We start from the raw sequence: 21,954 nt of genomic DNA on the forward strand, positions 1-21,954 counted from the left end.
ATCGAAACATGATTTTTCTCGTGGTGGTGTTGGCACTGCTCATCGACAAGCTCACCGACTGGCGACGCGCGGTGCAAGATGACGGGCCTTGGCTGCGTTTGCTCCAACACGTGGAAGGTGGTTCGGACCCAAGGTACGGGCCCTGGCTGAGCCTGTTCGTCCTGGTTCTGTTGCCTGTGTTGCTGCTTGGCTTGTTGCTGCTGGCGCTCGAGCCGCTGGCTTATGGTTGGCTTAGCCTGCCGCTGCATTTGTTGGTGCTGCTCTACAGTCTGGGTAGAGGGCAGGGGAAACGCGAGCTCGGGCCGTTCCGCGATGCCTGGCGTCGTGGCGATGAAGAAGCTGCAGCGCTGGTGGCCGAGCGGGATCTGAATCTCAGCGCGTCGGATGCTCCGAGTCTGCTACGCGCCGTGGAGGCACAGCTCCTGTGGCGCAGCCACCAGGGCTTTTTCGCAGTGATCTTCTGGTACGTGCTCCTCGGCCCCTTGGCCGCGCTCGCTTACCGGCTGCTTGCGCTGACCATCGAACACGCCAAGGCTGACGCCATACGTGAGCGGGCAGGCCAGTTCAGGCACGCTTTCGACTGGCTGCCGGTGCGGGTGTTGCTCGCCAGCTTTGGGTTGGTTGGTAACTTCGTCGCGGCCAATCGCGCCATGTTGGATAACCTGTTGCATTGGGGTATCCCCGCCCAGCAGCTCCTGGCGGATGTCGGCCCGGTGGCAGCCGATCTGGGAGAGTCCTATGCCGGGCAGGCGGGTATCACCCGGCTCGACAGCCTAGCCGCCATGCTGGTACGTACTCGCATTCTCTGGTACGCAGCCATCGCGCTCTGGGTCCTCTTTCTCTAAACGCTCATCATTCTCTGCTTGTGCCATAAACCGCTGCATAAGTGCGGTGGATACGCCGGAATCGGCGTGCTTTCTGCCAGTTGTGTGAATGGCATCTGGCCACTACCTTAAGTTGCACAAGCCACGTCCGATATCCCGTATAAGTTTTCTCGCGCCATCCTCTGACGAGCCCTGCCACAGCCTTGATGCTGACGGCAATACAACAAGAAATTGGGAGACGTCTTTTGAAAAGTCTGTTGTATCCGGCCATTGCGCTGATGAATCGCCTGAGTTTCGGCATGAAATTCAGCCTGATCAGCGTTCTCTTCTTCGTGCCCATGTTGCTGACGAATTTCTACCTGGTGCGCAACTCGTACGAGGAATTCGTCGACACTCGCACCGAGCTGCGCAGTTTGGAATTGATGGGTACGGCTCTGCAGCTGCGTCGAGAGATGGAAGGCTGGAAAGACCTGATCGAGATCGAAGGCATTATTGGCCAGACCGGCGAGGTACAAGCGCTGGTAACCCGACTGGCCAATGCGGAGCGTGAACTCGCCGCTCGGATGCAAAACCTGAAGCCGATCAGCGATAACCCTGAGCAGATCGCCGAATTTGAAGCGCGCCGAAACGAACTCGACGCTGCGTTGCGTGAAGCGCAATCGCAGCAGTCTCTGCAGGCCAAGGCCGCCATGGCACGGGCGGTGTTGGGCAAGGCTCAAGTAATGATCAAACTGATCGCCAGCCAATCGGGCTTGAGCCAGGACAGTCAGCGGGACGTAAGATTGCTGGCCGAGCTTCTGACATCCGTGACGCCCTCCATCACCGCCGCGCTCGGCGAAGGGCGGGCCATTGGTTCCTATACCTTCGGCCAGGGTTATTTGAATTCCGATGCCAGCAACAAGCTGGACGACCTGCTGCTTGAGCTGGAGAAGCAGCAAGCCCAGTACGGCGCGCAGCTACAGGACGTGCTAGGCAGCAGCCCCGCGGCGTTACAACAACTTGAGAGCCAAGCCACCGCCAGCCGCAACTCTCTGCAGTCCAGCAACGATATCTTCCAGGATCAGGTGATCATGGCCGAAGCGCTGGATCGGCCTTGGGAATCGTTCTACGACCTGATCAGCGCAGAGATGGCCAAAACCTACGCACTCAATGACGCCATCCTCAGCTTTCTTGATGATCAGCTCGAACAGCGCCTGGAGCAGAAGCAGATGCTGATGGTGCTGCTGTTGGTTGCGTTGGCAGTGGTGTTCGTCCTCGTCGTATATCTTTACAGCGCGTTCTACATATCTACCCGCGCCTCGCTGCGCAGTCTCGGCGACGTCATGAACAAAGTGGCCGCAGGCGATATGACGGCTCGATTCAAGGTGCAAAGCCGCGACGAGCTGGGTGAGCTGGGGCAGGTATTCAACGAGACCGTGTCGAAAATCCGAGAGTTGATCGAGCGCGTCGGCCAGACCGTCGGCGAGGTCGAACGTCAGGCCTCGCGTGTCGAGGTGGTTTCGGGTGAGAGCAATCAGACCGTTCTGGAGCAGCGCGGACAGATCGAGCAGGTCGCCACCGCAATGAATCAGATGTCCGCGACCGCGCAGGAGGTCGCCACCAGTGCTGAAGCCGCTGTAGGCAGCGCACAAAGCGTCAATGACGAGACGGTCAGCGGTCGCGGTCTGGTCGAGGCGCAGGTCGGAAGCATCGAGCGGCTGGCCGCTGAGATTGAGCAGTCGGTCAAGGTGATCAATCAGTTGGCCAGTGACAGCAAGTCGATCAGCCAGGTGCTCGACGTCATCAAAGGCGTCGCCGAGCAGACCAACTTGCTGGCCCTTAACGCCGCGATCGAGGCGGCGCGTGCTGGCGAGCAGGGGCGGGGATTCGCCGTAGTGGCCGACGAAGTACGGAGCCTCGCCAAGCGTACGCAGCAGTCCACTGAAGAAATCGAGCAGATGATCAACCAATTGCAAGGCGGCGTCGGTGCGGCGGTGAAAACCATGCACGCCAGCCACTCCCTGGCAACGGACACCGTCAGCCAGTCCGCCCGGGTGCAACAGGCGTTGGCGAACATCCTTGGTGCGGTGGGCGTCATCGTCGATCAGAACCAGCAGATTGCCGCCGCCGCCGAAGAACAGACGGCCGTCGCCCATGACATCGACCGTAACATCGTCTCGATCAACGAGGCGGGGCAGCGCACCGCCGAAGGTGCGGGGCATACCGAGCAGGCGAGCCGCGAGCTTACCGAGCAGGTAGGCCGCCTGCAGCAACTGATCGGTGCGTTTCGCGTCTGATCTGCTTGTACTTGTCTGCTTGTACTTGGCGGCGCTCCGTTGCCGTTCATCGATATCGTTGAACAGCGACTCACTCGCCCGGGTCTGCCGAACAGGCAAACCCGGGAGCACAGCATGTCCAGCACCGCGAAGAGAACCGATCCGCAGCTGTGGGAGCAGGTCAAGCGGGAAGTAACCGACGGCGACAAGGGCGGCGAGCCCGGCCAATGGTCGGCACGCAAGGCGCAATATGCCGTGCAGGAATACAAGAAACGCGGCGGTGGCTACGAGGGTAAGAAAACGTCCGACAACCACCTGCGTGAATGGACGCATGAAGACTGGGGCACCAAATCCGGCAAGCCGTCCGGCGAAACGGGTGAACGCTATCTTCCCCGAAAGGCCCGCGAGTCGCTGAGCGACGCGGAGTACAGCCGCTCGACGCGTAAAAAACGTGCGGATTCCCAGCGTGGGCAACAGCATTCGAAGCAGCCCGCCGACGTGGCACGCAAGACTAGCCGATCGCGCGAGCCAGCACTGAGCGGCTTGAACAAGCCAGAGCTGATGCGCCGCGCTGCCCAGCGTGGTATCCGCGGTCGATCCAAAATGAAAAAGGATGAATTGGTTGCGGCACTCAAGCGCGAGGGCGAGCGATGAGCGCGCTTGATGAAGACGCGAAACGCCAGATTCATGATGAGTTTCATCACGTGGTCAATATGCCGCCGGCGCAGTTGCGTCGTTGGCTGGACAGCGATGCCAGCCGTAGCGTCGGTATGACGTCCGAGGGTGAGAAAGTAACGGCGCCCGAGGACGGCGAGGCCGTAGGGCACGCCATGGGTGAGCGTATCCTTGACCTGAAAAAGCAGCGCAAGGCCGAACTGGGCGAAGACGAGTATCAGGCTATGCGCAAGGTCATTGGCTACGTCCATCGACATCTTGCCCAGCGTCCCAAAGGCGATGTTCGGGACAGCCGCTGGCGCTATTCGCTGATGAATTGGGGGCACGATCCGCTCGAGGGTTGAGGTGCATAGCGCCTAACCAGGGCTGACACGGCCATGACCATGGAGGCGTGTGTGGATCATTGGCAGGCCGTTACGGCATCGATCCTTCCTGCGCCTCATTCGGTCGGTTGAGGCTCAGCTCCATTGAAACAGCTCGCAGCTGTTCCGGTAACTGGCGTCCGCCAACTCATCTGGGCTGATGCCACGCAGTTCAGCCAGTTCGCGGCAAATGTCCGGTAGGAATTCAGGGCTGTTGCGCTGGCCGGCGTGGCTGTGAGGTGTGATGTCGGGCGCGTCGGTCTCCAGCACGATGCTGTCGAGGGGTAGTTGCTGCAGCACACGGTGCATTCGATGCGCCTGGGGCCAGGTTCCAGCACCTCCCAGGCCAAGTTTGAAACCCAGCTTGATATACTCACGGGCTTCTTCCCAGCTGCCACTGAAGGCGTGGGCAATGCCGGTTCGTTTGAGCTTGTGGCGTTTAAGCGTGGCGATCATCTGGGCGTGCGCGCGGCGGACATGCAGCAACACTGGCAGCTCGAATTCATTGGCAAGTTCAAGTTGTGCTTCGAGTAGCTGCTGCTGCCGATCCTTGTCGGGGTCCTCGATATAGTAGTCGAGGCCAATCTCACCGATTGCGCACAGCTTGTCTTCGTCTCGCAACCGCTGCAACCAGTCATGCAGCGCGTCGATATGTTCCGGTCGGTGATCCTGTAAAAACACCGGGTGCAGCCCCAGCGCGGCGTACACGGCTGGCTCGTCCAACGCCATCTGCCAAACCCTGTCCCAGTTCGCCTGATGCACACCGAGCACCAGGACCCGTTCGACACCCGCACTGGCGCACCGGGCCAGTACCTCAGCGCGGTCGGCATCGAAGGGGTCGAAGTCGAGATGGGTGTGAGTGTCGATCAAGGGCACGGCGGCCTCCGTTGTGCAGGAGTACGTGATGGCGGGGTTCAGCGGCGCGATTCTTCTTCGATCTGAATGTCGCTCACGCCCAGCTCAGCCATCCGGCTGTGCTCGCTGGCGCGCTCGGGGATTTCCCAGGGTGCATCGACGCTGGCTCGGGGCTCCTTGACGTGATGCAACAGTATCTCAAGTTCGGCCTGCTCCATGGCGGGCGCCTCGAAGGCGCTCAACGTCAGGGAGGCTGGCTCGCCATTGATCAGGTAATGAATGCGGTAGCGCTTGAGTTCGGTCATGGCAGGGCTCTTTTTGCGGTGGCATGTACTGCATCGGACCGCCGAAACTTCGTCAGGCTCCCGACTCATCACGCTCCGATGCGAGCAGGGCTGCCTTACGCTCGACGCCCCAGCGGTAACCGGTCAGCGCCTGGTTGGCCCCGACCACTCGATGACAGGGCACCAAAAGCCCAACCGGATTGCTGGCGCACGCGCGTGCCACGGCGCGCGCGTGACTGCCTAAACCCATGGCCAGCTCGCCGTAACGGCGGGTTTCGCCGGGTGGGATCTGTTGAAGCACCTGCCATACCTGTTGTTGGAATGCGGTGCCGCGTAAGTCAAGCGGCAGCTGTGCAGCCCGGCACGGCTCCTTCAGCTGAGCCACGATTGCCTGTAGCCACTCACCGAGCCCTGACTGGTCACATGTCAGTTCTGCCGCCGAGAAACGCGAGTGAAGCTCGTCAAGCAAGGCCTGCTCATTATCGCCAAACAGCAGGGCGCAGATGCCCTTGTCGCTCGAAGCGACGAGCAACAACCCGAGTGGGCATGGGCTGATGGCGTAACGCAGGGCTTCACCCGCTGCCTTTCGCCGGCGCTGGGCGGGGCTGAGTGCGGCGGCGATTTCATAGGCGCCTCGTGTACTGCCGTAACCTGCATCCAGGGCGGCGCCCAGGACGGATTCGGCGTTGGGGAGTTGCGTTTCCAGTCGGTCTCGTCGGCGCGCTGCAGCCCAGGCGCGAGGAGTCATGCCGGTGCGAGTCTTGAAGGCGCGCGCCAGGTGCGAGGAAGAAAGGCCGATGCGCCCGGCCAGCTGCTCGAGAGTCATCGGCTCGGGGCTTTCATCGATCAGTCGACAGGCCGCGATCACCAGCTCATCGAGTTGCTCGGCAAAGCTCTTGCCGTGTGGCGCGCAGCGTCGACAAGCACGAAAGCCTGCGGCCTCGGCCTCATGGATGTGCTTGAAGAAGCTGACGCCCTCTCGCCTGGGGCGGCGTGCCGGGCAGCTGGGTCGGCAAAAGATCCCTGTTGAGTGCACTGCAAACACGAAGCGGCCATCAAAGCGCGGATCGCGATTGCAGAGCGCTTGCCAGCAGTTATCGAAATCGAGCATCGCGGTGCTCCCTGGGTGAATGGTTTGGATTGTCCGTCGTGCCCAGTCCGATTGCCAATCCACAGTGCGCTTTCAAACTTGCGAGTGAGCATGGAAGCCGGTTCGCGATTGCCGTAACCTGCAGATCAGCATAGTCAAAAAGGGTCTGTAAGCCGCTGATGAAAACGCCAAAACGACTCGAGCCGTTGGTCGACGATGGGCTGATCGACGAAGTGCTGCGCCCGCTTATGAGCGGCAAGGAAGCAGCAGTCTATGTAGTGCGCTGTGGTGACGAACTGCGTTGCGCCAAGGTGTACAAGGAAGCCAACAATCGCAGCTTCCGGCAAGCCGTCAAATATCAGGAAGGCCGCAAGGTTCGTAGCAGCCGTGATGCACGCGCCATGGCCAAGGGCTCCAAGCACGGACGCAAGGAAAAAGAGGAAAACTGGCAGAACGCTGAAGTTGCCGCTTTATATAGGCTGGCGGACGCTGGCGTACGGGTGCCCAAACCGTACGACTTTCTCGATGGCGTGCTGCTGATGGAGATGATCTCTGGCGAAGACGGCGATGCCGCGCCGCGTCTGAACGATGTCGATCTTCACCCTGACGACGCCCGCGAATTTCATGCATTCATGATCGGTGAAGTGGTGAAGATGCTCTGCGCTGGCCTGGTACACGGCGACCTGTCCGAATTCAACGTGCTGCTCGACGAGCACGGTCCGGTCATCATTGACCTGCCCCAGGCAGTAGACGCGGCCGGTAATAACCATGCGTTTGAAATGCTCGAGCGTGACGTTGGCAACATGGCAGCCTATTTCGGGCAGTTTGCGCCGGAGCTCAAATTCACCCGCTACGCCAAGGAGATGTGGGCGCTGTACGAGGACGGCAAGTTGACGCCCGATACCGAGCTGACCGGTGAGTTCGCCGAGCCGGAAGATGCGGCCGATCTGGATGCGGTCATGCGTGAAATCAAGGCAACGCTTGCAGATCAGGCGCGTAAGGAAGCGTTACGCAACGCGACGGATGAGCCCAGCGATGAGCCACCGACGCCGCCATGGATGCGTAACTGACAGAGATGATCCGCAGGGCAGGGATCGAGAGCACCCCGCCGCGGATTTTCATGAAGGTATCCAAAAAACGCCGTACGCCGCCCCGCTTTTCGTAGCAGCGAGCTTGTTCGCGGTCTGGGTGGCCGAGGCGCCGGCGAAGCGCTGCAGCACGGACAAGTTGTACGGGTTGGCCTAATGCTTCGAGTCCACGCTGCCCGAGTTCGACATCTTCGACGCCGGCCCGATTTCCTCCGTCGTCCTCGGATTCATGTCCCAACCGCCACCCAGCGCCACGAACAGTGCCACCTGCGATGTCGCCAGGGCGGCTCTTCCCTGCAGCGCTTGCTGCCTTGCCTGTAGCGAACCGCGCTGGGCATCCAGCACCTCGTTGAGGTTGGCCTCTCCCAGTCGATAGCTCGTCTGCGCCAGCTCATAGGCGTATTCGCGGTGCCGCAGCGTCGTGTGGAGCGCTTCCATGCGGTTCTGCTGTCCCTCCACTCGCACCAATGATCGTTCGACCTCTTCCAGCGCCTCGGCCAGTGTCTGCTGGAATCCAAGGTAGGCGCTTTCGCCCTGCACGTCCGCCAGGTCTATCGCAGCGCCGCGACGCCGGTAGTCGAGGAACGGCAAGCCGAAGGTGGCGCCGAGTCGGGTGAAGTTGGATGCGGTGGAAAAAGCATCGCCCAGTGCCAGGCCCGAGCGCCCCACAGCCGCCTGTACCGCCAGGGTCGGAAACAGGTCACGGCGTGCGGCCAGTGATTGCAGCTGCGCGGCCTCCAACTGGGCGGCTTCAGCGATCAGATCCGGGCGGCGGCGCAGCAGGTCCAAGGGTTGTCCGGGCGGGATGGGCTTGTCAGCCAACGGTACCCTGACCGGCGCTTCGAGCTCACGGGCCGCGCTACCTGGCGGCTTGGCTAGCAGCGTATCCAGCGCCAGCTTTGCTTCGGCCAGGTTGATCTGCAGTTCGTCGAGATCCGCTTGCAGGGAGGCGCGCTCCGCGGCGCTGGCTTCGACATCCAGCCGAGTGACTTCGCCGGCCTCGAACAGCTTTCGAGCGATACGCTCCAGATCGGCCGCCAGTTCGATGCCTTCGATCAGCAATGCCCGCTGCCCCTCGAGGGCGCGAACTTGCATGTAGCCTTGAGCTGTATTGGAGGCGACCGCCAGCCGCGCGGCGATGGCTTGGGCTTGCGCCGAGCGAATCTGTTGCCGCGCACTGTCAGTTCGCGCCCGGGTGGCGCCGAAGATGTCCAGCTCCCAGCTGGCCTGTAATGCCAATTCCCAATTGTCGAAGGTAATGACGTCTTCATCCGGGATGAATTGGCCTATGGGACTGTTGGGGTTCTGCTCGTTGTTGTTTTCGATCCACTGGCGGCTGGCCGAGCCCGGTAGATCGAAGGTCGGGAACAGCCCTGCGCGGGCCTGGCGCAACTGCGCCCGTGCGGTGTCGACGCGCAGCATGGCGAGGCGTATGTCGCGATTGTTCTGCAACGCCTCGCGCACCAGCTGGGTGAGGGTCGGGTCGTCGAACTGTTGCCACCAGTCGGCCAGCGCCTCGACGTCCGCAGGCTGCTCTCGTACGGCATGAAACCAGGAATCCGGTACGTCGGGCTGCGGTCTTTCCTGCACGCTGGAGCATGCGCTCAGCGCAAGTGCCAACGCCCAAGCCAGGGGTGTGCGAGCCAATCGGCAGGGCATCAGGTTTCCTCCGGTTTGACGCGCATGAATAGCAAGTACAGGCACGGTACGGCCAGCAGGGTAAGAAGGGTGGCAAAGCCCAGCCCACCCATGATGGTGACGGCCATGTTGGCGAAGAAGGGGTCGAACAACAGCGGCACCATGCCCAGCACTGTGGTTCCGGCAGCCATCATCACCGGTCGCAAACGCGACGCCGAGGCTTCGATGATGGCGGTCAGGCGCGGCACTTCATCCTCAATCTGTCGGTCGATTTCATCCACAAGCACTACGGCATTCTTGATCAACATACCGGTCAGGCTCAGCAGGCCAAGCAGGGCCATGAAGCCGAATGGCTGGCCGGTGACGAGCAGCCCGAGGGTGACGCCGCAGAGCGCCATCGGCACTACCAGCCAGATCATCAGCGGCTGGCGAACCTTGGCAAACAGCAACACCGTAACCAGCACCATCGCGAGATATGGCAACGCCAGCGTGCTGGCCAGTGCCTGCTGGGCTTCGGTGGACTGTTCATGGTCACCGCCCCATTCCATCGAATAGCCTGGCGGTAATTCGATGCCTTCGATCAGCGGCCTGATTCGTTCGAACGCAACGTTGGTGTTTTCGCCGTCACGCGGTTCGGCGCGCACGGCAATTGTCCGTTCACGGCCGTAGCGGCGAATCATCGATTCCTCTGTAGTCGCCTCGATGCCGTCTGCCACCTGGGCCAGCGGTACGTAGCGGCGAGTCGCCGGGCTCCAGATCAATCGCTGCATCAGATCGCCCGGTTCGACGCGATCCTCGGGAGTCGCGCGCAGCAGAATCGGGATCAGCTCGTCCCGGTCACGAAACACGCTGACCTGCTGTCCTTCGCTGGCCACCGACAACGCTTGCGCTACTTGCTGGCGAGTGAGTCCGGCATCGGCCAGACGGTCGAGAGCCAGGCGAGGGCGCAGCACCGGGACGGGCGATCGCCAGTCGTCACGGATGTTGAACACCTGGCCTTGCTCGTTAAGGATTCGCTGACCTTCGGCGGACAGTCGTCGCAGCTCTTCGATATCGGGGCCGCTTATCCGTGCTTCGAGCTTGGCCTCGGCGTTGGGGCCAAACATGAACTGGGCCGCGGCGACATCAGCCGATGGATAACGGCCAGGTAGCGTCTGGTTCACTTCACGAACCAGGTCGGCAATGACCTCTGCGTTCTCGGTGCGTACAAGAAAATGCATCAATGCTGGGTTGGGTTGCTCCGGTGCGTAAGTCAGCATGAAGCGCGAAGCGCCTGCGCCGACGAAGGTGGATACATCCGTGACACCGTCGAGCTGTTCGAGATAACCCTCAACGTCCTCGGCGGTCCGGCTCGTCTCGCGTATATGCGTGCCCTGCGGCAGGAACAGGTTGACGTAGAAAATCGGTGTGCTCGACGGTGGGAAAAAGCTCTGCGGTACGCGGCTGAAGCCCAGCACGCTGAGAACCGTCAGCACAACCAGAATGCCCAGTGTCAGCCATGGCCGCGCTAGCACCGCCCCGGCTATTCGGCGGTAGCGGTTGTATATTGGGCCGCTGTACGCATCGTCCGGGTCAGCATCGTCATCTTGTTTGTCGCTCTTTCGCTCAAGAAGGTAATGCCCGAAGAGCGGCACGACCAGCAGCGCCAGCAGCCAGCTGAGCAGCAGCGAGGTGGCAATGACGAAGAACAGCGAAAACAGGAATTCGCCAGTTGTATCCTGCGACAGTCCGATACCGGCGAATGCAAGAATGCCGATGATGGTCGCGCCCAGCAATGACCATTGCGTCTGCTGCAGGGTTTTCTGCGAGGCCTCGAGGATGCTCATGCCGCGCTGTTTCTGGATCAGCATGCCATCGCAAACCACTACCGCATTGTCCACCAGCATGCCCATGGCGATGATCAGCGCGCCAAGGGAAATGCGCTCCAGTTCGATCCCGGCCAGCCACATGACCAGGAGCGTGCCGAGCACCGTGAGGAACAGCACAGCGCCGATAATCACGCCCGCGCGCACGCCCATTGCGAAGCACAGCACGCCGACGACGATAGCCACCGAGAGAAAAACGTTGAGCGCGAAACTGTTGACCGACTCGTTGACGATGCTGTGCTGCTGGTACAGCGGATGCAGCTCGGCGCCGAGCGGCATCAGTCGCTGCATGGATTGCAGCTTCGCCTCGACGCTGCGGCCCACCTCGACGATGTTGCTGCCCGATATACCACTGATGCCGAGCGTCAGCGCAGGCGCTCCGTTGTGCCGAATGATCTGGCGCGGCCGCTCGGCATAGTCGCGCTCTAATGTGGCGATGGAACCCAGATCCACACTCTGCTCGCCCTGGCCGACCGGCAGGGCGCGCAGTGCATCCAGCGAGTCGAAGGCGCCTGTCGGGCGAATCTGCACAAAAAATTTGCCTGCGCGGACGCCGCCCGCCTCAACCGCCGCGTCGGCGTCGGTCAACGCGGCGACCAGCTCCTGTGGCGACAGACGCAAGGCGGCCAGGCGTGCTTGATCGACCTGGACCAGGATGCGTTCCGGGCGCACGCCGGCGATCTCGACCTGGCCGACCCCATCAGCCGTGATCAGACCGCGGCGCAGGTCCTTCGCCACTTCATGCAGCTCTTCGAGGGTCAGGCCCTCGCCGGTCAGCGCGAAGAATATGCCGTACACATCACCGAAATCATCGTTGACCAGTGGCGGGTCGAGGCCCGGTGGTAGCTTCTGGCGCGCGTCCTCGACCTTGCTGCGCAGCTGATCCCAGATCTGGTCGAGCTGCTCGCCGGAATAGCGGTCTTGGATTTCGACACGAATCTCCGCCTGCCCGATCATCGAGCGCGAGCGGATTTCCTTGACCTCAGAAAGCTCCTGGATAGCGCTTTCCAAAGGCTCGGTCACTTCCTGCTCAACCTCAAGCGCGGTCGCGCCAGGGTATTGAACGGTGACAATGGCTTCCTTGATGGTGAACTCAGGGTCTTCCAGGCGGCCCATCTCGAAGAACGCGACGATGCCGCCGATCAGACAGATCAGCACCAAGATCCAGATATTGACCGGCCGGCAGATGGCGTAACGGGCTAAATCCATCCGCTTATTTCCGCCGTTCGGCTTTGATTGGCTGATGTTCCGAAAGCTTGCTGCCACCCGCCACGACCACCAGCATCTCGTTGTTCAGCTCGCCGCTGACCACTGCATGGTCATCTTCGATCCGCTCGAGCTGCAAGTCGTGGCGCTGGGCGTGACCGTCCACCGCCAGCCACAGGTAATGGCTGCCGTTCGGCGCTGTCTGCACCGCGCTGAGCGGCAGGCGAAAACGTGGCGGCTTGTCGTTCTGGAGGGCTGCAGGCCGCTGAAGGCGAACCCGCATGGCCATTCCTGGCAGCAGGTTGTAGTCGGTCGGCGGTTCGCCTTGCAGTGTCAGACTGTAGGTGCGCGAGCCTTCACGGGGTTGGGTGCTGTGTTCCTTGTACTGCAACGGCAGGGTCAGGTCGGCGACCACCAGCTCGCCTTCGGCTTGCAGCGTTTGATTCAAAGGAATGCTCAGTGCTGCCGTTTCAGGCAGGTCGACCGTTACTTCGATGTGCTGATTGTTCTGCAGCTCGAGCACCGGCGAACCTGTGGCGACCACCATGTCAGGCTCGACCAGCCGCCGCGCGACGACGCCGTCGAATGGAGCCTCCAGCGTGCTGTGTTTGATGTTTCGCTGTGCACTGTCACGGACAACCCGTGCTGCCACGACACTGGCTTGCAGCGGCTCGACGGCAGCGGGGGCAAGGATGCCCTCGGCCAGCAGCGCGCGCTTGCGCGCCAGATCCGCTTCCAGCTGGCTTAGCCGTGCTTCGGCTTCGCGCAGCTGCAACTGGTAGTCGGTGTCGTCGAGTTCGGCCAAGCGCTGACCCTTCTCCACATGCGCGCCTTCATCCACAAAGATCCGCTCCACACGCCCAGGTACCTGAAACGCCAGCTGTGTCGTGGTCACGCTTTCGACCACGCCGGGGAAACGCAGCGTTTCCGGCCCCCGATCGATACGCTGGATTGGCTCGACGAAAGCCACGCGCTCAGGTACTTCTGCTGGCTGTTCATCATCGGCGCAGCCGGCCAGCGCTAGCAGCGTGCAGAGCGCTGCGGTCATGCAGACGTGTTGTGAGTGGCCTTGAAGTGAGTGTGTTAGCGGCGGCATCCGTACTCCTGGCGTAAAGGGTAGGGCTGGCAAAGCGTCGCGGTGTGGGTGCGAAACGCTGCGACAGATTCAGTAGAGCACCGCTCTGGCTCGGGAGTTCGGCCTATTCTGATGTGACCCGTTGGTCAGGTGTTTTTGACTGCGGCAAAGGGGCAGCGGTCTATCTGTTGCCGATTGGGCGTATCATTGCCCTGCGTTCAAAGTCAGTGCAGGAGAGAGTCGCAATGCAAGGTCAGCCACAGGTCATCGAATATCTGAAAGAACTGCTGCGTGGGGAGCTGGCAGCGCGCGATCAGTATTTCCTGCACTCGCGGATGTATGCCGACTGGGGTTTCACCAAACTCTACGAGCGGATCAATCATGAGATGGAAGAGGAAACCCAGCATGCCGATGCGCTGCTCAAGCGTATCCTGTTCCTCGAAGGCACTCCGGATATGACACCTGACGCGATGCACCCCGGCCATACCGTCCCGGAAATGCTGCGCAGCGATCTGGCGCTGGAATACAAAGTTCGCGAAGCCTTGGCGAAGGGCATCACCCTGGCCGAGCAGCACAACGACTACCAGACGCGCGACATCCTCGCGCTGCAGCTGATGGACACCGAAGAGGATCACGCCTATTGGCTCGAGCAGCAGCTTGGCATGATCGACCGCATCGGCTTGCAGAATTATTTGCAGACGCAAGCAGGCTGACAGCAAGAGGCCAGGCGCAATGCCTGGCCTCGTTGGTTCACGGCTCCGGTCAGATACGGAAACGACTGACCATCGTCTGCAGATGGCTACCCAGACGTGCCAGCTCCACGCTCGACGCAGCGGTCTCTTCGCTGGCCGCGGCTGTTTGCTCTGACACGTCCCGCACGTTCACAACGCTCCGGCTGATTTCCTCGGCAACCGCGCTCTGCTGTTCGGCAGCAGTGGCGATCTGCTGATTCATGGCCTGGATGTTGGACACTGTGCTGGTGATGCGCGCCAGTGAGGTGCCGGCGCTGCGCGTCAGCTCGACGCTGCTTTCTGTGAGGCTGCGGCTGTTCTGCATGATTGCCGATACCTGCTGTGTACCGTTCTGCAGGGCCGTGACCAGGCCTTCGATCTCCTCGGTCGATTTTTGTGTGCGCTGGGCCAGCCCGCGCACTTCGTCAGCGACCACTGCAAAACCTCTTCCTGCTTCGCCTGCGCGAGCGGCCTCAATGGCAGCGTTGAGCGCTAGCAGATTGGTCTGCTCAGCGACAGCGCGGATCACATTCATGACGCTGCCGATCTTGTCGCTGTCGTTTTGCAGGACCGTCATCGCCTCGGTCGAACGGATCACTTCACCAGCCATGCGCTCGATCTGAGCAACCACTTCGGCAACGACGCGGTCGCCCTCTTGCGCTTCCTTGTCTGCCTCGTTTGCTGCTTGCGCAGCCTGCTCGGCGTTGCGAGCGACTTCCTGAACGGTCGCGGACATCTCGTTCATGGCGGTAGCAACCTGGTCGGTCTCTTCCTTCTGGCTGTTCACACCGGCGCTGGTCTGCATGGTGACCGCCGAAAGCTCCTCGGCGGCGCTGCTGATCTGGCTTACGCCGTCACGAATGCCCCCGATCAGCTGACGCAGGGTGGTGCCCATCTGCTGGATGCCCTTCTGCAGGGCGCCCAATTCGTCGCGTCGCGTTACGGCCGTTGATGCGGTCAGATCGCCGGAAGCGATGCGCTCGATGTCAGCCAGAGTGGTGCGCAGCGGGAGAATGATCTGGCGCGTGATCAACCAGGCCGCGACGATGCCGAGCAGCAATGCCAGAACGGTGCTGATGATCAGACGGTTGCGTGCTTCGCCACTCTCAATGTGCAGACGGTCGAGTTGGAACTGGTACAGGGCGTCGCTGATGCGCACGATCTCCTTCTGCTGATCAGTCATCTCCTGTCGTGCCTTGGCGATTGCCTGGGTGGCGGTGACCAACGTTTCGATGGCGGTGCGGTATTGGCCAAGTTCGGTCCGAATCTGGCTTATCGCATCGCGGCTGCTGGCGTTGAGCACGTTGCCGTATCGCTCAAGCGTAGCCACGGCAGCGTCGAGCTGGCTGTAGACGGCTTGTATATTCTCAGTGCTGGCAGAAGCGAGGTAGATGCGCAGCAGGTACTGTGCCTGCTTCAGTTCTTCCCGGATGCGTGTGATAGCCTGATATTGCTCGAAGCGGCTTTCGTCGTACTCCGGCAGTTGGAGGGTCCGTGCATTGATGGCTCCGGTCAGGTCGCTCAACTTGACCGCTGCGGAGTCGATGGAGCGTTGAGATCCGTTGGCGATCACATAGGCCTGACGCATATCGTTGAGTGAGTGCTGGTACTGCTCGTTGTAGCCGTCCTGCTCCTTGAGCATCGCCACGTTAATGGGGTTCTTGAAGGTATTGAGCAGCTTGGTCTGCTGGGCGAGGTAAATCGCCAGGTTCTTATCCAGCCGTTCCGTGGACTCGGTATCGCCGTCCGCCAGCATGAATTGCAGGCGGGCAATGCGAAGCCCGGTCAGGGTGTTGTTGAGGTGTGAAATTTCGGTCATCCAGCCGCTGCGCTGGATCACGCTGCCCAGGCTACCCCAGCCGTTCCAAGCCAGTATCAGGGTGAGGATCAGAACAGCGCCAAAGCCCAAGGACAGCTTTCGGCTTACGCCAATGTTGCCAAACCAGTTATTCATTCAGGTTCCACTTGAAGGACGAGAGGAAGGCTGCGACGGTCCGTCGTCAGCTGAGCGCCCCGCTATCGGCGGGAGAACCAAGAACTTAAGTGCGTCATCAATATGACGTCATAAGATCGACGAATGGTATTGAGCTGTTTGCGACGCCGGGACATAACCCCCGGGTCACAAACATTTGCTCAGACAATCATGCGGAAACAGCTCACAAAGTGTTCAGCACGACCGAATATGGCCTGAGCTGCCCGCCGGTATCAGTCCCGGGAGACGTTGGTGACTGCAACGGTGGGGGCGTCGAGCTGCAGGCGTTGACTGGTCATGGCGCGTATCTGCTCCGTCAGCGCAGCGTCTTCGTTCAACGAACGGCCGTAAGAAGGAAACATTACCTTCAGCTTCGCCTGCCACTCAGGCGAATCAACCTGTTGCTTGAAGGTCGTCTGCAGCAGCTTAAGCATGATCGGCGCAGCGGTTGACGCGCCAGGCGAGGCGCCGAGCAGGGCCGCGATGGAGCCGTCCGCCGCGCTGACAATCTCGGTGCCGAACTGCAGAACGCCGCCTTTCACCGGGTCGTTCTTGATGATCTGGACGCGCTGTCCGGCAGTGATCAGTTCCCAATCGTTGGCGTTGGCTTCGGGGAAATACTCCTTCAGCTCGGCGATGCGGTCTTCCTGGCTCAGCAGCAACTGGCCGACCAGATATTGGCTCAGGTCTAGGTTATCCAGACCGGCCTGCACCATGGGCAACGCGTTGTCAGTGCTCATGGAACCGGGCAGGTCCATCAGCGAGCCGTTCTTCAAGAACTTGCTCGAGAAGGTGGCAAAAGGACCAAACAACAGGACTTTCTTACCGTCGATCACGCGGGTATCCAGATGCGGGACTGACATGGGTGGCGAGCCGACCGACGCCAGGCCGTAAACCTTGGCCTGGTGCTGCGCGACGACGTCCGGGTTGCTTGTCATCAGGAACTGGCCACCCACCGGGAAGCCAGCATATCCCTTGGCTTCCGGGATGTCCGCCATCTGCAGCAGCTTCAACGCGCCGCCGCCAGCGCCGATGAAGACGAAGCGAGCGTTCACGCTGGCCTCCGCTTCTCCGTTCGCCAAGTCAGCCGAGACCACCGTCCAGCTGCCGTCTTCGTTGCGGGAGATGTCGCGGACTTCATGCTGCAGCTGCAGGGTGACCTGTTCGGTCTTGCCGAGAGCTGCAAACAGTTGGCGGGTTATCTCTCCGAAGTTGACGTCGGTGCCGATGGGCATCCGAGTTGCAGCAACCGGTTGCTCCGCGCTGCGGCCGTTCATGATCAGCGGCACCCATTGGCCGATTTGCTGCGGCTGCTCGGAATATTCCATACCTTGGAAAAGCGGGCTCTGCTGCAGGGCGGCGTGGCGCTTGCGCAGGAATTCAATGTTGTCCGCCCCCCAGACGAAGCTCATGTGCGGAACGGCGTTGATAAACCGACGCGGCTCCTGCAACACGCCGCGCTCGACTTGATGAGCCCAGAATTGTTTCGAGACTTCGAACGACTCGGCGATGGTCACGGCCTTGCTGATGTCGATGCTGCCGTCAGCTTTCTGCGGCGTGTAGTTCAATTCGCAAAAAGCGGAGTGCCCAGTGCCGGCGTTGTTCCAGGCGTTGGAGCTTTCATCAGCAACACTTGGCAGCCGCTCGTGGACTTCGATGGTCCAGTCCGGCTCCAGTTCGTGCAGGTAGGTCGCCAAGGTTGCGCTCATGATGCCGCCGCCGATCAGCAGGACATCGACTGTTTTTTCTGGTTCGTTGGGTTTGGAGCAAGCGATCAGTGCTAAGCACATGAACGCCAAAATCAAATTCTTCATTGGTGGTTCTGTTTGCCTGGTTATAAAAAAAGCGTAATGAACGCCAGCCCAACGGATCGATGGCAACCTGGGGCTGCCAAGCATGTCGGGGAGGAAGGCGTTCGGGAGGGCCGGGGGCCAGATAGCAAAGCGACCGTGTCGATGTCGTTCTTAAGCGCGACAACTGACCAGAGCAGGGGCGGCCAAGCCCGCCGTTGCGAGGGGCGCGGAGTCTATTAGGGAGCTAAGCATTTGGCAACGCGAAATGCATGATGCGTTGTGCTTGACGCCTCGAAGGTTACTCAGTGATTGATGCTGGCTGGCTTGGATGTGGCGCTGCAGCCGCCAGACTCAAGGTCCCTCAGGATAGGGCAGTCCGGCCTGTCATCGCCGTGGCAGGTATCGACCAGCTCCTGAAGCGTGTCACGCAGCCCGACCAGTTCAGCAATCTTTTGGTTGAGCGCGTCGATATGCGCGCCGGCCAGCGCTTTTACGCTGGCGCTGGCACGTTGCCGGTCTTGCCAGAGTGTGAGCAGTTTGCTCACTTCCTCCAGTGAAAACCCCATGTCCCGTGAGCGTTTGATGAAGGAGAGGCGGTGGAGGTCTTCCTCGCCGTAGTGCCGGTAACCATTGGCGCTGCGCCCTGCTGGCGAGATCAGGTCGATGGACTCGTAGTAGCGAATCATCTTTGCCGAGAGCCCGCTTTTCTTTGCTGCTTGGCCAATGTTCATGCTAAGTCCCCTAGGTATCGGGTTGAAGTCTTGTGCCCAGCGGTTGCGAGCGCCGCTTTGCTCAGTCGCAGGGTGCACTGGTCATTCGTGTGGTTTCCAACGCTTGAGCAACAGCGCGTTGCTGACCACGCTGACGCTCGACAGCGCCATTGCCGCACCGGCAACGACCGGGCTGAGAAAGCCCAAGGCCGCCAGCGGGATGCCTACGAGGTTGTAAATGAATGCCCAGAACAGGTTCTGCTGGATCTTGCGATAGGTGCGGCGGCTGATTTCCAGCGCTGCGGGCACCAGGCGCGGGTCGCCGCGCATCAGCGTAATACCTGCGGCGTGCATCGCCACGTCGGTGCCACCGCCCATTGCGATGCCTACATCAGCAGCGGCGAGCGCTGGCGCATCGTTGATGCCGTCGCCGACCATGGCCACCACCGCACCGTTCTTTTTCAGTTCGGCAACGGTGGCGGCCTTGTCCGCGGGCAGCACTTCGGCATGCACGCTGTCGATGTGCAGCGCTTTGGCGACCACGCGGGCACTGCCGCGGTTGTCGCCCGTGATCAGGTGGCTGCGGATATGTCGTGCGTTCAAGTCTGCAACGGCTTCGGCTGCACCATCCTTGAGGCTGTCACCAAAGGCGAACAGGCCGAGCACGCGAGGCTGGGGCGAGGTCTCGATCAGCCAGGAGAGGGTGCGGCCTTCGTGTTCCCAGGCTTCGGCTTTTTCCGCCAGGTCACCCGGTTGCAGTCCGCTGTCATCCAGTAGCCGACGGTTGCCCAATGCGAGCGAACGGTCTTCGATGTCGCCGGCGATGCCGCGCCCGGTCAACGATTGGCTGCGTGTCACGTCTGTGATGGTGAGGTTCAGCTCTTCGCAGTGCTGTAGCACGGCACGCGCGAGCGGGTGCTCGCTGCCGCGCTGCAATGCGCCGGCCTGACGCAGCAGCGTCGCTTCGTCTCCGTCGATTGCGTGGAGGTGGACGATACGCGGCTGGCCCGAAGTCAGGGTGCCGGTCTTGTCGAATGCGACTGCGGTCACGGCATGGGCCACTTCCAGCGCCTCGGCGTCCTTGATCAGGATGCCGTGACGTGCGGCCACGCCGGTGCCGGCCATGATCGCAGCAGGGGTTGCAAGACCCAACGCACAGGGGCAGGCGATGACCAGCACAGCAACCGCGTTTATTAGTGCAACCTCGACCGGGGCGCCCGCAAACAGCCAACCTGCGAGGGTCAGCAGGGCGATGACCAGCACCGCCGGGACGAATATCTGGCTGACCCTGTCCACCAGTTTCTGAATGGGAGCCTTGGCGGCCTGGGCGTCTTCGACCAAACGAATGATGCGCGCCAGCACCGTTTCGCCACCCAGTGCAGTGGTCCGCACCAGCAATCGGCCTTCGCCGTTGATGGCACCGCCGGTGATACGGTCTCCGGGCGCTTTGGCGACCGGCAGGCTCTCGCCACTGATCAGGGCTTCGTCGGCCTGGCTCTCGCCTTCTACCACTTCGCCATCCACCGGAAAGCGTTCGCCGGGCTTGACCAGCACCAGGTCGCCCAGCCGCAGCGCAGCGATGGCGACATCCTCTTCCTGGCCGTCGACAACGCGCACGGCCCGATCCGGCCGGAGCGCTTCGAGGGCGCGGATTGCGGCGCTGGTCTGCCGCTTGGCACGGCTTTCCAGGTATTTGCCCAAGAGGACGAGGGCGATCACCACGGCGGACGCTTCGAAATACAAATGCGGCATGGTTCCCGGCGCTGCAATCCACCATTGATAAAGGCTCAGGCCATAACCGGCGCTCGTGCCGATCGCCACCAGCAGGTCCATATTGCCGGCGCCGGCACGCACGGCCTTCCAGCCGGCCACGTAAAAGCGCGCACCCAGAATGAACTGCACAGGCGTGGCGAGCAGGAACTGCATCCATGGCGGAAGCATCCAGTGCTGGCCAAGCAGATCGCCAACCATTGGCATCACCAGCGGCGCAGCCAGCAACAACGCAGCCATCACCGCCCAGCGCTCATGGCGAAGGCGGCGCTCGCTGCGGTCAACGGAGGGATCTGCGTCGCTGCTGGCTTGGGCTTGGTAACCAGCGGCTTGCACTGCTGCGACCAGTACCGACGAATCGACCGCGCCGAGCACCTCGATACGGGCGCGTTCGTTGGCCAAATTCACCGACGCGCTGCGTACGCCCGGCACCTTCAACAGCGCTCGCTCGACACGGCCGACGCAGCTGGCGCAGGTCATGCCTTCGATGCTCAATTCCAGCGTCTGTACCGGCACGCCATAACCGGCTCTCTCGACGGCCTGTACCAACCCGGCCAGATCGGCACCGCTGGCGTCCACTCGCACCTGCTCGGCGGCGAGGTTCACCGCAGCGGTATCGACCCCCGGGACTTTCAACAAGGCGCGTTCGACCCGCCCGGCGCAGCTGGCGCAGGTCATGCCGGTAATCGGCAGGGTGTAGGTTGCGCTGGACATGTTTCGCTCCCTAAATGGCAGATACGCTGATGTTCGACCTTCACCTCATGGCAAGGTCAAGTCGAGCAACAGAGTGTCGCAGTCAGACTGTTGACCTTTCCTGTGTGGCAAGGTTGAGCATGATGTCCGAGGTTCAAACCCAGAGGAGACTTTCAATGCAGACTTTCAATGTGACAGGTATGACGTGCGGCCATTGCGAGCGCGCCGTGACCCAGGCTATCCAGTCGAAGGACGGCGATGCCAAAGTTGATATCGATCTTGAGTCAGGTGTGGTGCAAGTGGAGAGCAAGCTAGACGAAGCAACGGTCCGCGAGGCAATCGAGGAAGAGGGCTATCAGGTTCAGTGAGGCAGCAGGCGGCAGCGAGCGCTGCCGCGCGCTATGCAGGTGTCAGAGTGCGACGGAACGATCCCAGTCCCTGACCAGGCCACGGAACACCGGCTCGATCAGGGCGGCGCAGTCCTGTTCCGGATCGAACAGCGTGGGGTCGCGGGTCCAGTCGCTGAACAGGCCGACGATCAGGGCGTGCAAGGTGCGCGCGGCCAGCCGCGGGGTGATGCCTGGATAAAGGCTATCGGCGGCACGTTCCAGCAGTTTTTCGCACAGCTCGATGAACAGATTGATGAACGTCTGGTGACGTTCTTCCGCTTCGCGCAGTTCGTCAGTGAATTCGCAACGATGGAGAAGGATCGTCATAACACGGCGCTTCTGCTCGTCCCGGCCCAGCGCACTGATGCCCTCGATACATAAATCATGCAGGGCCTTCAAGGGCTGTTGCTGGGTGGAGCTGCAGAGGCGCTCGGCCATTTGCTCCGGCGGCAGGCGAACCTGGTTGAGCATTTCATGAAACAGATGTGCCTTGTTCTGAAAGTGCCAGTAAACGGCACCGCGGGTCACGCCAGCGTCGCGAGCAATCTGATCCAGGCTGGTATGCGCGACACCCTTGTCCAGAAACAGTCGTTCGGCTGAAGCGAGCAGCGCTACACGGGTCTTTTCGGCGTCTTCTTTGGTTCTTCGCATGTGAGAGCTACGGCAGCCGTACGCTGCA

18 protein-coding genes are annotated in these 21,954 nt (G+C 61.3%); 7 read left to right on the top strand and 11 right to left on the bottom strand.

Annotated elements, in window-relative coordinates:
• Positions 1-8 precede the first annotated feature (8 nt).
• The 4 genes from ampE to JQR87_RS03840 all read left to right on the top strand — a co-directional run bounded on the left by ampE (position 9) and on the right by JQR87_RS03840 (position 4,098).
• Positions 9-845, top strand: coding sequence for a regulatory signaling modulator protein AmpE (gene ampE, locus JQR87_RS03825; RefSeq protein WP_407292423.1), 837 nt, complete (start codon positions 9-11; stop codon positions 843-845).
• Positions 846-1,069: 224 nt separating this feature from the next.
• Positions 1,070-3,100: a methyl-accepting chemotaxis protein gene (locus JQR87_RS03830; protein WP_407292420.1), complete on the top strand. Its 2,031-nt coding sequence runs from the start codon at positions 1,070-1,072 to the stop codon at positions 3,098-3,100.
• A gap of 114 nt (positions 3,101-3,214) precedes the next feature.
• Positions 3,215-3,733: a DUF5872 domain-containing protein gene (locus JQR87_RS03835; RefSeq protein WP_407292419.1), complete on the top strand. Its 519-nt coding sequence runs from the start codon at positions 3,215-3,217 to the stop codon at positions 3,731-3,733.
• On the top strand, positions 3,730-4,098 hold the full coding sequence (locus JQR87_RS03840; RefSeq protein WP_407292417.1) for a DUF3140 domain-containing protein: 369 nt from the start codon (positions 3,730-3,732) through the stop codon (positions 4,096-4,098). The genes JQR87_RS03835 and JQR87_RS03840 overlap by 4 nt, the downstream gene beginning before the upstream one ends.
• A gap of 114 nt (positions 4,099-4,212) precedes the next feature.
• Here the strand turns inward: JQR87_RS03840 and JQR87_RS03845 are convergent, their stop codons facing one another.
• From JQR87_RS03845 to ada, 3 genes are read right to left on the bottom strand one after another with little or no spacing between them, the layout of a single operon-like run.
• Entirely contained in the window at positions 4,213-4,992 is a 780-nt protein-coding gene (locus JQR87_RS03845; RefSeq protein ID WP_407292415.1) for a TatD family hydrolase, read from the bottom strand.
• A 38-nt stretch (positions 4,993-5,030) separates the two neighbouring features.
• Entirely contained in the window at positions 5,031-5,276 is a 246-nt protein-coding gene (locus JQR87_RS03850) for a hypothetical protein (protein WP_407292412.1), read from the bottom strand.
• 52 nt (positions 5,277-5,328) lie between these two features.
• Positions 5,329-6,366 (bottom strand): bifunctional DNA-binding transcriptional regulator/O6-methylguanine-DNA methyltransferase Ada, encoded by a 1,038-nt coding sequence (gene ada, locus JQR87_RS03855; RefSeq protein WP_407292409.1) that lies wholly within the window; start codon positions 6,364-6,366, stop codon positions 5,329-5,331.
• A 158-nt stretch (positions 6,367-6,524) separates the two neighbouring features.
• Here ada and JQR87_RS03860 point away from each other — a divergent pair, with 158 nt between their 5' ends.
• Positions 6,525-7,415, top strand: coding sequence for a PA4780 family RIO1-like protein kinase (locus JQR87_RS03860; protein WP_407292406.1), 891 nt, complete (start codon positions 6,525-6,527; stop codon positions 7,413-7,415).
• Between the two features lie 171 nt (positions 7,416-7,586).
• Here JQR87_RS03860 and JQR87_RS03865 read toward each other — a convergent pair whose 3' ends face one another.
• The 3 genes from JQR87_RS03865 to JQR87_RS03875 are packed head-to-tail and all read right to left on the bottom strand — an operon-like array spanning position 7,587 to position 13,238.
• Positions 7,587-9,092 (bottom strand): efflux transporter outer membrane subunit, encoded by a 1,506-nt coding sequence (locus tag JQR87_RS03865; RefSeq protein WP_407292403.1) that lies wholly within the window; start codon positions 9,090-9,092, stop codon positions 7,587-7,589.
• Entirely contained in the window at positions 9,092-12,145 is a 3,054-nt protein-coding gene (locus JQR87_RS03870) for an efflux RND transporter permease subunit (protein ID WP_407292400.1), read from the bottom strand. The genes JQR87_RS03865 and JQR87_RS03870 overlap by 1 nt, the downstream gene beginning before the upstream one ends.
• A 4-nt stretch (positions 12,146-12,149) precedes the next feature.
• Positions 12,150-13,238 (bottom strand): efflux RND transporter periplasmic adaptor subunit, encoded by a 1,089-nt coding sequence (locus tag JQR87_RS03875; protein ID WP_407292398.1) that lies wholly within the window; start codon positions 13,236-13,238, stop codon positions 12,150-12,152.
• A 224-nt stretch (positions 13,239-13,462) separates the two neighbouring features.
• Here JQR87_RS03875 and bfr point away from each other — a divergent pair, with 224 nt between their 5' ends.
• Positions 13,463-13,930, top strand: a complete 468-nt coding sequence (gene bfr / locus JQR87_RS03880; RefSeq protein WP_407292395.1) for a bacterioferritin — start codon at positions 13,463-13,465, stop codon at positions 13,928-13,930.
• A gap of 49 nt (positions 13,931-13,979) precedes the next feature.
• On the opposite strand, the gene JQR87_RS03885 is transcribed toward bfr, so the two are convergent.
• The 4 genes from JQR87_RS03885 to JQR87_RS03900 all read right to left on the bottom strand — a co-directional run bounded on the left by JQR87_RS03885 (position 13,980) and on the right by JQR87_RS03900 (position 20,907).
• The gene (locus tag JQR87_RS03885) at positions 13,980-15,902 is read right to left on the bottom strand and encodes a methyl-accepting chemotaxis protein (RefSeq protein WP_407292392.1); all 1,923 of its coding nucleotides are present in this window, start codon (positions 15,900-15,902) and stop codon (positions 13,980-13,982) included.
• Between the two features lie 251 nt (positions 15,903-16,153).
• Complete coding sequence (locus tag JQR87_RS03890) at positions 16,154-17,734, bottom strand: malate:quinone oxidoreductase (RefSeq protein ID WP_407292389.1); 1,581 nt, start codon at positions 17,732-17,734, stop codon at positions 16,154-16,156.
• Positions 17,735-18,015: 281 nt separating this feature from the next.
• Positions 18,016-18,444 (bottom strand): Cu(I)-responsive transcriptional regulator, encoded by a 429-nt coding sequence (cueR, locus tag JQR87_RS03895; RefSeq protein ID WP_407292387.1) that lies wholly within the window; start codon positions 18,442-18,444, stop codon positions 18,016-18,018.
• Positions 18,445-18,525: 81 nt separating this feature from the next.
• Complete coding sequence (locus tag JQR87_RS03900) at positions 18,526-20,907, bottom strand: heavy metal translocating P-type ATPase (protein ID WP_407292384.1); 2,382 nt, start codon at positions 20,905-20,907, stop codon at positions 18,526-18,528.
• Between the two features lie 155 nt (positions 20,908-21,062).
• Here JQR87_RS03900 and JQR87_RS03905 point away from each other — a divergent pair, with 155 nt between their 5' ends.
• The gene (locus JQR87_RS03905; RefSeq protein ID WP_407292381.1) at positions 21,063-21,254 is read left to right on the top strand and encodes a heavy-metal-associated domain-containing protein; all 192 of its coding nucleotides are present in this window, start codon (positions 21,063-21,065) and stop codon (positions 21,252-21,254) included.
• Positions 21,255-21,296: 42 nt separating this feature from the next.
• Here the strand turns inward: JQR87_RS03905 and JQR87_RS03910 are convergent, their stop codons facing one another.
• On the bottom strand, positions 21,297-21,926 hold the full coding sequence (locus JQR87_RS03910; RefSeq protein WP_407292379.1) for a TetR family transcriptional regulator: 630 nt from the start codon (positions 21,924-21,926) through the stop codon (positions 21,297-21,299).
• Between the last annotated feature and the right edge of the window lie 28 nt (positions 21,927-21,954).

Source organism: Stutzerimonas stutzeri (assembly GCF_051028275.1).
Lineage (GTDB): Bacteria > Pseudomonadota > Gammaproteobacteria > Pseudomonadales > Pseudomonadaceae > Stutzerimonas > Stutzerimonas stutzeri_AS.